The 13624-nt window shown below is 63.0% G+C and carries 9 protein-coding genes; 2 read left to right on the forward strand and 7 right to left on the reverse strand.

What is annotated here, in order from left to right:
* Positions 1-42 precede the first annotated feature (42 nt).
* The 5 genes from KUA11_RS10560 to KUA11_RS10580 all read right to left on the reverse strand — a co-directional run bounded on the left by KUA11_RS10560 (position 43) and on the right by KUA11_RS10580 (position 5378).
* Positions 43-969, reverse strand: a complete 927-nt coding sequence (locus KUA11_RS10560; protein WP_217410257.1) for a hemolysin family protein — start codon at positions 967-969, stop codon at positions 43-45.
* The gene (gene ybeY, locus KUA11_RS10565) at positions 966-1550 is read right to left on the reverse strand and encodes an rRNA maturation RNase YbeY (RefSeq protein ID WP_217410258.1); all 585 of its coding nucleotides are present in this window, start codon (positions 1548-1550) and stop codon (positions 966-968) included. Before ybeY ends, KUA11_RS10560 begins: the two co-directional genes overlap by 4 nt.
* Positions 1534-2685, reverse strand: a complete 1152-nt coding sequence (locus KUA11_RS10570; protein WP_408744184.1) for a PhoH family protein — start codon at positions 2683-2685, stop codon at positions 1534-1536. Before KUA11_RS10570 ends, ybeY begins: the two co-directional genes overlap by 17 nt.
* On the reverse strand, positions 2670-4010 hold the full coding sequence (gene miaB / locus KUA11_RS10575; protein ID WP_217410333.1) for a tRNA (N6-isopentenyl adenosine(37)-C2)-methylthiotransferase MiaB: 1341 nt from the start codon (positions 4008-4010) through the stop codon (positions 2670-2672). Before miaB ends, KUA11_RS10570 begins: the two co-directional genes overlap by 16 nt.
* Before the next feature lie 282 nt (positions 4011-4292).
* A complete protein-coding gene (locus KUA11_RS10580) occupies positions 4293-5378 on the reverse strand; it encodes a lysophospholipid acyltransferase family protein (RefSeq protein WP_217410260.1) in 1086 nt (361 codons plus the stop codon).
* 384 nt (positions 5379-5762) lie between these two features.
* Here KUA11_RS10580 and KUA11_RS10585 point away from each other — a divergent pair, with 384 nt between their 5' ends.
* Positions 5763-7607: an autotransporter assembly complex protein TamA gene (locus KUA11_RS10585; protein ID WP_254454859.1), complete on the forward strand. Its 1845-nt coding sequence runs from the start codon at positions 5763-5765 to the stop codon at positions 7605-7607.
* Positions 7607-11809, forward strand: coding sequence for a translocation/assembly module TamB domain-containing protein (locus KUA11_RS10590; RefSeq protein WP_217410261.1), 4203 nt, complete (start codon positions 7607-7609; stop codon positions 11807-11809). Before KUA11_RS10585 ends, KUA11_RS10590 begins: the two co-directional genes overlap by 1 nt.
* On the opposite strand, the gene KUA11_RS10595 is transcribed toward KUA11_RS10590, so the two are convergent.
* Entirely contained in the window at positions 11810-12304 is a 495-nt protein-coding gene (locus KUA11_RS10595; protein WP_217410262.1) for an RNA pyrophosphohydrolase, read from the reverse strand.
* 25 nt (positions 12305-12329) lie between these two features.
* Positions 12330-13622 (reverse strand): divergent polysaccharide deacetylase family protein, encoded by a 1293-nt coding sequence (locus KUA11_RS10600; protein ID WP_217410263.1) that lies wholly within the window; start codon positions 13620-13622, stop codon positions 12330-12332.
* Positions 13623-13624 lie beyond the last annotated feature (2 nt).

Consider the following 13624-nt stretch of genomic DNA (forward strand, 5'->3'; position numbering starts at 1 on the left):
ACGTTCATCTTCCGCGAAAGATAGAAGGTAAGAAAGAGAGGCTTACCCCTCCTTCTTGCCGTCTTCTGCTTCCACCGCCGGTTTGCGCACGCGCACCTTGCGGATATGTCGTGCATCCGCGTCCAGCACCCGAAACACAAAGCCGCTTTCATGCGTCAGCACTTCACCGCGTGCCGGCACGTGTCCGGCCAGACGGAACACCAGTCCACCAATCGTCTCGATCTCGGCTTCGCGTTCGGCTTCCGTCAGGATCGGGCCGATCTTCTCCTCGAACACTTCGACCGGACAGCGGGCGTCCACATCGTAGGAACCGTCGGGACGCTCCACGATCATGTCGGCCTCGGGCTCATCATGTTCGTCAGAGATATCGCCCACGATGGTCTCGATCAGATCCTCGATGGTCACCAGCCCGTCGATCCCGCCATATTCGTCGATCACAAGAGCAAGGTGCATATGCCGCTGGCGCATCATCAGCAGCAGGTCGAGGACCGGCATCTGCGGGGCGATCATGAGCGGCTGACGCAGTAGCGGATCGAGACTGAAGGCCTCGCTCGTGCCGACATAGGCGATCAGATCCTTCACATGGATCATGCCGATGATGTCATCGAGCTGCCCACGATAGACCGGCATGCGGGAGTGGTTTTCGCGGCGCATCATGGCCAGTGCGTCATCGCGGCTGATATCGGCTGGCATGGCTACGATGTCGGCGCGTGGCACCATCACGTCGTCAGCACTTGTTTCGCGCAGGCGCAGGATGTTGGCGATCAGCGCGCGTTCCTGCCGGTCCAGTTCGGGCGCCTCATCGCCGTTGTCGCCGGCCTCGGCAGCTTCCTGCACGAGGGCAGCGATGGAGTGACGGACGCCCTGCTGTTCGCGCTTGCGACTCAGAAACGAAAAAAGCCCGCGTTTGTGACGCCCATTGGAGGATTCGTCGCCAGAGGTGGAGACATTCTGCTCTGTGGTGCTCATATGCGCGGCTTCCAAGGGTTGGGGACGCCGAGCGTTGCGAGAACGCGCGTCTCTTCCATTTCCATGCGGCGGGCTTCCCCGGCCTGATGATGATCGTGTCCGCCCAGATGCAGGATGCCGTGGGCGATAAGATGAGCCAGATGCTCAGCCACCGGTTTGCGGGCAGCCTGAGCTTCCCTGCACACCGTCTCGAAGGCGAGAATGATCTCGCCACCCGGAAGACCGGGAGCGGGTGGCTCGAATGTCAGCACATTGGTGGGTTTGTTACGCCCGCGATGGCGGTCGTTGAGCCGCTTCACCACCCGGTCCGAAGACAGCACGATGCTTTCAGGTGGAGCGAGCGGCGCCCCTCCCGGAGTGCGTCCGCGCAGGCTTGCGGCGCAGGCACGGCGGACCAGACGCTCGGCAGCGGGGACGACACCCCGCCACCTTCTGTCCTCGACAATGATCTCGGGATCACCGTCGCTTTCAGCATGATGTATCCCCCAGTCGAAGGGGGAGAAAAAAGACCCGTTTCCGTGGGAAGGGTCGGGATCGGCCCCGGCGCTCTCGGCGCGGGTGCTGCTACTGGGCGGTTCCATTGTTCTCCCGGCGGAACCTGCTGTTGTGGGAGGACTCCCGTTCCGCCGTCTTCCTGTCATCATACGCCTCGACAATGCGGGCGACCAGCCTGTGCCGCACCACGTCGTTGGCGTCAAAGCGATTGACCGCGATGCCCTGCACACCTTCGAGTGTTTCCAGCGCGTCACGCAGCCCGGATGTGGTACCAGAGGGCAGGTCCACCTGGCTCAGATCACCCGTCACGACCATGCGGGTACCATTGCCCATGCGGGTGAGGAACATCTTCATCTGCGCGGGCGTGGTGTTCTGAGCTTCATCGAGAATGACATAGGCGTGGGCCAGTGTGCGTCCCCGCATGAAAGCGAGCGGTGCGACTTCGATGTCACCGGTGGCCATGCGGCGTGTGACTTGTTCTCCGGGCATCATGTCATGCAGGGCGTCATACAGGGGGCGCAGATAAGGATCGATCTTGTCCTTCATGTCGCCGGGCAGAAAGCCCAGACGTTCACCGGCCTCAACGGCGGGACGGGAGAGGACGATACGATCCACCTGTCCGGACTGGAGCATGGCGACGGCCTGCGCCACCGCCAGATAGGTCTTGCCCGTGCCGGCCGGGCCCACACCAAAGACCATTTCGTTGCGGGCCAGCATCTCCATATAGGCGGCCTGCCCGGGTGAACGCGGTTCGATCGCGCCGCGCCGTGTGCGGATGGCGGGCAGGTCGTTGATAAGCAGGCGTGGACCATGGGAGCGCGGGGGCGTTTCGGTCACGGCAGGAGCCTCCGCTGGCGCCTGCTCACGCAAGGCGGCATGGATGTCGGACAGGCGGATGGCGGCGTCGATTTCGGCGGTGTCGATAGCGGTTCCGCGTTCGAGCTTGCGGTACAGCGTCGTGAGTGCGGAGTGGGCGAGGGCGGTGCGTCCCGGTTGTCCCGTGATGGCGATCCGATTGCCCCGGCAGGCCAGTTTTATCCCCAACGCTTCTTCCATGTGGCGCAGATGTCGGTCGCGATCCCCGACCAGTTGCGCCAGCAGGGCATTGTCTCCGAACTGGAGAGTCGTCGTTTTCGACGTATCCCTGCCGGAGAGGGGAGAGGCGCCCCGGTGGGCGTGCGAGGTTGGGGATGCGTTGGGCTGGGTCAAGCGGGCACACACTCCTCGACAAGATTGCCGACCAGCGAATTGCTGAGTCGTTGTGTGATCAGCACGGGACGGATCGTGCCGACCAGATCGGCCGGTCCATCGACATGGACTGGCTGAAGCCACGGAGACCGTCCGACCATCTGGCCGGGCTTGCGGCCATGTCCCGTGAACAGCACGGGAGCCACATCGCCTATGACGGAATCGTTGAATGCATCCTGCTGCTCGCGCAGCAGCGCCTGCAGGGCATAGAGCCGCTCATCCTTGAGAGCCTCTTTCACCTGCAACGGCGCACCCGCCGCCGGGGTGCCGGGGCGAATGGAATATTTGAAGGAGAACGCCTGCGCGAATCCGACATCGCGGATCAGTTGCATGGTCGCTTCGAAATCCGCATCCGTCTCGCCCGGATGTCCGATAATGAAATCCGACGAAAGGGCGAGATCGGGGCGTGCGGTCCGCAGGCGGTCCACCAGCCGGCGGTAGTCATCGGCCGTATGCCCCCGGTTCATGGCGCGGAGAATGCTGTCCGAACCGGATTGTACGGGCAGATGCAGAAACGGCATCAGAGCGGGCAGATCGTGATGGGCGGCAATCAGATCGTCGCCCATATCGCGCGGGTGGGAGGTGGTGTATCGGATGCGTTCCAGACCCGGAATCTCTGCCAGCGCGTAAGCCAGTTGGGCGAGCGTCCATGTGCCGCCGTCCGGTCCTTCGCCGTGATAGGCGTTCACGTTCTGACCGAGCAACGTCAATTCCCGCACGCCGCTGGCCACGATTCGCCGCGCTTCCGCCAGCACGGAGGCCACGGGACGGCTGGCCTCCGCGCCGCGTGTGTAGGGAACGACGCAGAAGGAGCAGAACTTGTCGCAGCCTTCCTGCACGGTGAGGAAGGCTGTGACGTTTTCAACAGTCTGCGGCGCTTCTGCCTCGGGCAGGAAGTCGAATTTCTGCTCCGCGGGAAAATCCGTCTCAATGACGGAGCCACCAGCGCGTGCGGCTTTCGCCACCATCTCCGGCAGGCGGTGATAGGTCTGCGGCCCGAGCACGATGTCCACATAGGGCGCACGCTTGAGAATCTGCTCGCCCTCGGCCTGCGCCACGCATCCCGCCACAGCGAGGACTGTCTTGTGTCCCTGTGCCTCGCGCTCGTCCTTGATGAGTCGCAGACGTCCCAATTCAGAAAATACTTTTTCCGCCGCCCGGTCGCGGATGTGGCAGGTGTTGAGGATGATCATCTCGGCCGCTGCCGGATCCGTCACGGGCGTGTAGCCCAACGGACGCAGAACATCGGTCATGCGGGCGCTGTCATAGACGTTCATCTGGCAGCCCCACGTGATCATGTGCAGGCCACGGGGCGACGCCTTGGCGTCCGGCAGGGGAGAGGGGGCGGTTGTCGGGGCGAAATCGGTCGTCAAGGGTCAGGCTCGTTCCGGCACGCCGCCGGACCATTCCGGGCGACGGGACGGAGGAATCCCGACAGATGACGTGCGGGTCAAGAGCGCGTGTCCGCGACACCGATAAAACCGGTACAGCCGGATGGACAGGAGTGGGGTGCGGGCATGGCGGCGCCTCTCCTCTGTCTGTAGTGGCTCAGCGGTCATGTGTGACCTCCGACACCCTCATCAGGCAAAGGATGGACGGCTTTTGTCAAGTGTATCGGGGGTATCCTCACGTTTCCGTGATTCTTCGGATGGTCCCCTCAGGCGCGCCTCCCATTGGGGTGCATCCGGGACGTCGTTCTGGCGCAGTTGCGCCGCACCTTGGGTGACGGCGCGCCATGTGGCCTGTGCCAGCGCCTTCCGACTCGGGAAATCTTCCGGGTCGAGCGGTGGATGCAGCAGCACGGACGCGCGTAGGGAACGCCATTGAGCGAGCTGCCACACATGGGGGCCAAGATCCATGTCGCCATACCACGCAAAGACAGGACGACGCGCTCTGCCGATGGGTAGACCGTCGATGCGGTCATAGACCAGCGAGACGGGCTGGATCAGCGGCGTCATCCCCGGAGGGAAGGTCTCACCCATTTCGGACGGATCGACGCCCCGTAGACGCGGCGGCTTGGCGATGGCGAAGAAGGCGGACATGAAGGGCAGCACGCGCGAGCCGTCGGAAGAGGTGCCTTCCGGGAACAGCACCAGATTGTCGCCTTCGGCCAACCGCGAGATCATCTCGTCACGCTCGCGGCCTGTGGAATTGCGCTGTCGGCTGACAAATATGGTGCGACCGATCTTGGAAATGAGTCCCATGACCGGCCAATTTTCGATGTCACCTTTGGCCACGAAAACAGAAGGCAGAATGGTGCCCAGCACCGGCACGTCGAGCCAACTGGAGTGGTTGGAAATATAGATCACCGGGCGTTCGCCCTTCGCGCGGGCACGCTTTCCACCAAAGCCACCGGCGCGGCGGCCGATCGTGTTGATCTTCAGCGACAGGCAGCGGCACAGGATACCCCAGATTACGCGGGTCCAGCGGATCTTGGCGGTGCCCGGCACGAGCAGCAGAACGGCTTCGAATCCCACCGAGAGAGGAACCCAGACGGCGATCGCACTCAGTCTGAGGGCTGCACGCAGGCGACGGCCGCGACTTTGGGCGGCCTGTTTGCGCTCCAGGGCGTCGGCCCGGTCGAGTTCGCGGGCATCGACGCGGAAAGGCGGTATGCGTCTCTTGAGAAACGGCTGGGCGGCCGTGTGGCTACTGGCCGCGCACATACGCTTCTCCATGGAGGGATGAGGATGACGGAAACATGGCTGTTTCATAGCCTCAAACAACAAAAGCGGACAATGTGGAGAAGCGAAACAAAAAATCGACATACATCATGACCAGAACCCGACATTCAGGGGTCGCGCCGAAGTGCGGATGTGTTCATTAAGAGGCGGATGGAAGAGCCTGTTGTCTTCTTGCGGGTGAATCGGATGGTTGCGGGACGGGAGACACAGGCTGTCATTTCCCGAACGGCACCAGCACGTTCGTTGCGCGGAGCCGCCATGCAATTGGTGCGGGTTCTGGCTGTGCTCGTGGCGGCGGGACAACCGGTGCTGGGGGCCGATTCCTCTTCTGCATCCGGCAAGGGGGGCGCAGACACCAAGGGTGTGATGGCTCCGGCCGGTTTGCCCTACACGACAAAGATCGATCCCACGGGCAACAGCGATCTCGATGCCGCGCTGACCTCCTCCTCCGACCTGCTCTCGCTGCAGAAAACGCACGCAGTCGGTCCGTTTGCGCTGGCGGGTCGAATCCGCAACGACTACGCACGTTTGACCACTGCGCTGGAAAGCTTCGGCTATTACGACGGACAGGTCATGATCACGGTGTCTCGTCCGAAAGGGGCGAGTACGTCGGTGCAGGCGTCTATGGATGGGCAGGACATCGGTCTGCCACTCTGGCTGGCCTCACTGCCCACCAGTGAAACGCTGACGATTGCCATCAAGGCAAAGACCGGCCCGCTTTATAAACTTGGCGCGGTGCAGACTGTGGCGGCCGATCACAAAACGCCCGTTGTGTTGACCCCTCCCCAGCAGCAGGCATTCGGTCTGAAAACCGGTGCGCCGGCAGTAGCGTCCGATGTGCTGGCGGCGGGAAACAATCTTGATAATGCCCTCAAGGAAGAGGGCCACCCACTGGCAAAAGTGGATATTCCCACGGCCTTTCTGCGTCCCACGTCACACACGCTGGATCTGCTTTATCCCATCACGATCGGGCCGAAGGCCGATATCGGACCAATCGGTCTGACGGGACTGGACTACACCAATCCGCGTTTCGTGCGCAGACGGATGACGGTGAGTTCCGGGCAGCTTTATCAGCCCTCCAAGATCGAGGCGGCGCGTCAGGATCTGGCCTCACTGGGCATTTTTTCCAATGTGGGCGCGAAAAGCCCAGACAAGCTCGCTCCCGATGGCTCCATGCCGCTGACTTTCACCTTCAAGGAAGCCAAGCGCCACACGGTTGGCGCGGAAGCGGGCTATTCCACAGATCTCGGTGGCCGTGTCGGTGCGACGTGGACGCATCACAATCTGTTCGGCAATGCCGAGCGGCTGAAGCTGACAGCACTGATTACCGGCGTTGGCGGTACGGCGCAGCAGGGATTGGGCTACGATGTATATGCCGATCTCTTCAAACCCGATTTCCCTGGACGACACCAGAACGCCAGCTTCCGGCTGGAAGGCATCCGCCAGCTTTTCTATTCCTATCGACAGACCGCCCTGATCGCGCGTGCGGGTATCGTGCGGCAGCTTAGTCGTCGATGGAACATGTCCTATGGGCTGGCTGGCGAGCAGGAAAAGATCGACCAGTTCGGGGTGACGCGCTCCTATACGCTGGTGTTTGCGCCCATCAGCCTGAACTATGACAGTACGGATGTGCCTTCGCCATTGGCACCTGCTACCCATGGCGTGCGTGTGTCCCTCAGCGGCACGCCGTCGGCCTCCTTCGATCATGGCACGACTTTTTTCGCACTGTTGCAGGCCAACGCTTCGACGTATTTCGATCTGGCCAATCTTGGTATTTCTGCGCCGGGACGCAGCGTTTTTGCTTTCCGCGGCATTGTCGGCAGCGTGCAGGGCGCGTCCACATATGACATTCCGCCCGATCAACGGTTGTATGGCGGCGGCACGGCGACCATTCGCGGCTTCCGCTATCAGGGTGTGGGGCCGCAGTTTCCCCACAGCAAATACGCTATCGGCGGCACCTCGCTGGACGCGGGGACAGTGGAGTTCCGGCAGCGTTTCTTCAAGAACTGGGGCATGGCCACGTTTGTCGATGCAGGGCAGGTCGGTTCGGGCAGCGCGCCATTCACCGGAACCGTGCGTGTCGGCGCGGGCGCCGGCGCGCGGTATTTTACTCCCATAGGTCCGGTGCGCGTCGATGTGGCTGTGCCGCTCAACCGTCCCCCACGTGGCGACAAATGGGAACTCTATATCGGTCTGGGAGAAACGTTCTGATGGCCGCCACAACGTCGGATGCTCCTAAGCCCCGTCGCTCCCTGCCGCGCCGTATCGCCAGAGGCGTCGGCTTTGCAGCGGGTGGCGTCGCCGGTCTTGTGGCGCTCACACTGGGCGTGGTGCTGGTGGGGGCCAATGTCGATCCGGGGCGGCATTTCATCGAGCGGCAGGTGGCGTCGCTCACGGGCAATACGGTGGTGGTCAATGGTCTGTCAGGGCGTTTTCCGGACGCGTTGCACATTGCCCGAATTGAGTTGCGCGACACCAAGGGCACCTGGTTGACGCTGGAGAATCTGACGCTCGACTGGTCACCGCTGCGTATGGTGGGGAAAACCGTGCGGGTTGATGCGCTGAACTTCGACCGGCTGGCCATTCCACGTCTGCCTGTGTCGGACAGCACGAAAAAAACCACTTCCAGCGGTCCCACCAAAACCGGGTTGACCATCGACCTTCGCCATGTGAACGCACGCCGGATCGATGTCGGCGCGCCGCTGGCGGGTCTGCCCGCCGTGTTCGCGCTGGAAGGTCATGCCAGCGTGCCGGAACTGGACGCGCTGCTGAATGGCCTTTCGTTTCAGAAGTTGCCGCGCGCGGATGTGCTGATCGACCTCAAACGGCTGGATGCAACAGGCGCGCTGAAAGTCGCGGCAACAACCGACAGTCGGGCGCTCGCGCTTGATCTGTCTGTGCAGGATGGCGTGGACGGCATTGTCGCCAGTTTGAGCCAGATGCCGGAATTGGCTCCGGTGACGCTCGATCTGCATCTCAAGGGGCCGACAAGCGCGGCGGCGCTGGATCTGAAAGTGGCGGCTGGAGCGATCACCAGCACCATCAATGGCAAGCTCGATCTGCTGGCCAGCACGGCGGATGTAACGGCTGCCGTAAACGCGCCGGCGATGACGCTGAGCAACAGCGTAAGCTGGGCGTCCATTGCACTTGCCACGCATCTGACCGGAGCGTGGACCGCGCCTGCAGGCACGGGCAAGCTCATGGTGCGGCAACTGGTGGCCGGTGGAGCGCAGATCGGCACTCTGGATGCGAATTTTGACGGCACGGACAATGGAGCCCCGCAGGATCGGCTGCATCTCGCAGCGGTGGCGGACGGAGTGCGTATTCCGGGTGGCAGCCCGACGCTTCTTGCGGCGGCCCCGCTGAAACTCGATGCCACTTACGCTCCGCATGCGCCAACACGGCCTGTCGTGGTGAATCTCTCCCATCCGCTGGTTCAGCTCGCCGCCAATGCGGACACACGTCCTGCCGTGAAGGGCAACGCGAAACTGAATCTGCCGGATCTGGCGCCGCTGGCGGCCGTGGGTGGGCAAAAACTGAGTGGGCATGCCGATCTTGTGGCGGATTTCGCGTTGCCGGAGGCCAAGGGCGATACGACAACGGCCGCCCTTTCGGGCAATATCGCTGTGTTGGGCGGTCTGGCGCAGGCCGTGGGACTGATTGGTAAAGACGGAAAGCTCGCGGCGCACGCGACTCTGCGCAAGACGGGCGATGCAGCGTCCGGGCAGGCACAGGACATTCGGCTCGACAGTTTCACGCTGGATGGACGCACCCTGCATCTTGTGGCGGGAGCGCACGCGGTCGCGAAAGATGGCAAGACGACTCTGGACGATACGAAGGCCACGCTGAATCTGACCGATCTTGCGGCGGCACTCCCCAGTTTGCGTGGCACGGCGGCGCTGGATCTCACGGCGTCCGGTCCGACGGACGATCTGGCTGCCAAGGCGCATCTGACCAGCGATTTCGGCACGGCCACGATGCCCAAAGGGCCACTTACCCTCGATCTGGATGCGCAGCATGTGCCGTCCGCCCCGCAGGCGCATCTGACGGCCAGTGGCAAGCTCGACCGTGCGCCGCTCACGCTGGATGTTTCGGCGGCGCAGGACAAGGACGGCAACCGGCACGTCGAGATCGCGAAGCTCGACTGGAACAGCGCGCAGGGGGGCGGAAAACTCGATCTTCCCGCTGGCCGCAAGATCCCGCTTGGCAATGTGGATATCCGTATCAAACGGCTGGCGGACCTGACGAACCTGATCGGTCAACCCATCAGTGGCGCGCTTGTGGCGGAATTGGGCACGACGGCGGCCAATGGCGCGGCCCCTGTGAAGGCCACAATCAATGTCAGCGGGGATGTGGCCGTCTCCCCCTACCGTGTGGGCGCGCTCAAGCTGACAGGCTCGGTGCTCGATCCTGAAGGTTCACCAAGCGCCGATCTGGCGCTCACGCTCGACCGTGTGGCCGCGCCTTCTATTGCGGGCAATTTGCGCGCGACCGTGAAGGGGCCGCAGACCGCGTTGGCGACACAGGCGCAGGCCCGTTTTTCTGAACTGTATGGCGCGCCGGGGATGCTCGATCTCGCGGCTGTAGCGGACATTCCGGGCCAGAAAGTGCGCGTGACGCGGCTTGCCGCCACCGCGCGCGGTGAGGATGTGCGGCTGCAGGCGCCCGTCACGGCGTCTTGGGGCAAGACGATGGGTGTGGACCATCTGCGGGCCACGGTAGCGCCGCCGGGCGTGCCAGTGGCCTCCATCGACGCGGCGGGAACCATCAAGCCTACGCTGGCGCTTACGGTGTCGCTGAGGAATGTAACGCCTGCGCTGGCAAAGCCGTTCGCGCCGACGCTCCGTGCGGCAGGCACGGTGTCGGGCGATGCGAAATTGTCCGGCACACTCGCGGCGCCGAAAGGGCATGTTCAGCTTACCGGACGGGGGCTGAAAATGCTGACAGGCGATGCGGCGGCGCTCCCTCCGGCTCAGATTGACGCGACGGCGGATCTGGGGGGAATGAGCGCTCGTATCGACGCGCGGGCCAGTGCGGGCAGCAAGGCGACTGTGCAGGCCAGCGGCACGGTGCCCACGTCCAGCACGGGAGCCATCGCGATGCAGACTCGCGGGCAGGTGGATCTCTCACTGGCCAACGGCATGTTGGGGGCCAGCGGCCGTCAGGCGTTGGGGCAGCTTGCTTTCGACATGAATGTGCGGGGAACGATGGCGCGTCCCACCGCCACCGGGACTGTCACGTTGCACAAGGGCGATGTGCAGGATTTCGCGCAGGGATTTCATCTGGGCAATATCGAGTCCACGGTGCTGGCGCAGGGCGACAGCCTGACCATCCAGTCCTTCACCGCGCAGGCGGGTAAAGGCACGATGGAGTTGACGGGCAATGTGGGCCTGTTCCGCCTCGGCATGCCTGTCGATCTGCATCTCGTGGCGGACAAAGCGCAGCCGGTGGCGAGCGATCTGCTGACGGCCATCATGAACGCGGACATCACGGTGAAAGGGCAGGCGGACACACGGCTGAATGTGGCAGGCGGGATCGATCTTCCCAAGGTGGAGGTGAACATTCCCAACTCCATGCCCAGCTCTGTCGCGACGTTGAACGTGGTGCGCCCGGGTGAGAAGCCACCGGCTCCGGAGGCGGCGACCTCCACACGGGTGATCGGGCTGGATCTGAAGGTGAAGTCCCCGGGTGAGTTCTTCGTGCGTGGGCATGGACTGGACGCGGAAATGGCGGGCCTTCTGCATGTCGGCGGCACAGCGGCCACGCCATCCATTACCGGCGGATTCAACATGCGGCGTGGAATGTTCAGTCTGGGCGGCATCACGCTGAACTTTACCGAAGGGCATGTCGGCTTCGATGGTACCGGCGTGAGTCACAAGCTCGATCCGACGCTCGATTTCACGGCGGAGCGCAATGCCAACGGGCAGACCGCGATGCTGAAGGTGGGTGGCTATGCCAGCGATCCGAAGATTACGTTCGCATCGGTGCCATCCCTGCCTCAGGACGAGATTCTTGCCATGCTGCTTTTCGGCACGGATGTACATTCGCTTTCTACCACCCAGAAGGCCGAACTTGGTGCCGCGCTTGCCACGCTGGCCGGTGGCGCGGGCTTCGATCCGCTGGGCACGATACGCAAGACGCTGGGACTTGATCGTCTCGCGGTGGGCGGCGGCTCGGGCGTGGGCAATGGCGGCGCCAGCATCGAGGCTGGCAAATACGTCATGAAAGGCGTGTATGTCGGCGCCAAACAGGCAACGTCCGGCAGCGGCACGCAGGCGCAGGTGCAGGTGGATCTCACCAAGCATCTCAAGCTGAACACGACGGTGGGAACGGGCGGAAACGTGACGGGCTTCACCACACCCGAGAACGATCCGGGCAGCAGCGTCGGCCTGATCTGGCAGTATAGCTACTGATCAGACGAGGTGGGCGAAGTCTCGCGCGATCTGTTCATAGACAGGTTTCTTGAAGCCGACATTTAGAAAGGGGAGTTGCGCGAGCGGCACCCATTTCCACGCATCGAATTCCTGATGCTTCTGAAGATCGAGGCGGATTTCGGTTTCAGCGCCTGTAAAGCGCAGAGCGAACCATTTCTGCGTCTGACCCCGATAACGTCCTTTGAGGGCCTTGCCGATCAGGTCGGCTGGAAGATCGTAGGACAGCCAGTCCGGGCGTTCTTCCAGCAGGGCAAGAGACGTCATGCCAGTCTCTTCCTCGACTTCACGGAAGACAGCGGTCTCAGCGGCTTCATGCGCGTCGATGCCGCCCTGTGGGCACTGCCATACACCTTCATCCGGGCCTCCGCCTGCACCGGGCATATCGGTGCGGCGTGCGACGAAAACGGCTCCCACAGAGTTGAGGATGACGGCTCCGACATTGCGGCGATAGGGAAGGGAAGCAGGATCTGTCATGCTCGTTCTCTTGCGCAATGTGGGCTTAGGGCGACGCTGGCGTGGCATCGGGGGGTGGAAGAGGGGTAGCCGTCACGGCTGATCCGTGGTGCGAAGCCGGAGAAGGCGTGTCCTTCACCGGAGTCGGAACTGGCCCTACTGGTGTAACCGGATGCCCTTCCGTGGAAAGGGCACCGTTGGAGGTCCGGTTGCACAGTGAACTGACCGGCACAAGCGTTATGCCACGCCCGGCCAGTGTGTGGGTCCATTCTTCCAGACGCTGGAGAAGAACCGGACGCATCGGACCGGCAATGGCGATAGCTGTGCCGTTTTTCTTCGCCAGTTCCACCAGATGGGCAAGCTGCCCGTCGATTCCCGTGCTGTCCGCGTTTGTGTCCATGGACAGCGTGGCATCTCCCCCCATGACGGGGCCGATGCGCTGGGCGCCAGGCGTGGCGTTGAGGTAGAGCAGTCCGCGCTGGTCGAGAGTTTGGGCGACCATGGAAAAGTCAGGAGACTGCGCGTAGGCGTCCCCATCCAGTCCCGAGAAGGCGTTCGTCACGCCGACATAGCCATCGAAACGCGACAAGGACCAGTTCAGATTGTCCTGATCGGCTTTTGACGAATGATCGTAGCCGAGGGCTTTCGGTCCTTCATCGTCCAGAGGCGCGGTGGAAGGCTGCATGGGCAGGGAGAGAAAAATCTCATGTCCAAGTTCATGCGCGCCATCGAACAGCGATGTCTTGGCTGGTGCGTAGGCAGGGATGGCAAAAGAGACGGAGGACGGCAGATCCTGCACAGCCTCTCGGGAGAGATCGTCCGAAAGTCCGAAGCCATCGAGCAGGATGGCGATACGGGCATTGCCGGGCGGGACGGCAGGCACCGCCGCGGCATAGACCTTGCGCGGCAGCTCCCCATTGGGACCGCGTTTGGGAAGGTTGTGCCCCGGTTCACCGGCGACGGGTTCCAGCATGTTTGCCTGAGGCAAAGCGACAGGAATCGTTCCGGGTGGCGCATTGAATGGCGATGCCGGAGGTGTTTCCGGTGCCTCGGCAGGCGAGGATGATGCTTTTTCGGGCGTCGCGGTCGGCGGTGGCGCAGGAGGTGGCGCGTTACTGGCAGCGTTCTGAGCGACAACAGGTTGCGCGCGCGGCGCCACCGTCAGACGGTCACGATGCAACGCCGCCCATTCCTGAAGGCCGATCGCGCCTAACAGGGCAAGCAGCGACGCTCCACCCCAGAAACGAACAAACAGACGACCGGAAGGAGGCAGTCGGCGCCAGAGTCCCGTTGGGACATCCGGAGCAGTGGACGGCTGGTGCATGTCGGGCGAAGACACGT

The sequence above is a fragment of the Acetobacter estunensis genome (assembly GCF_019083805.1).
Lineage (GTDB): Bacteria > Pseudomonadota > Alphaproteobacteria > Acetobacterales > Acetobacteraceae > Acetobacter > Acetobacter estunensis_A.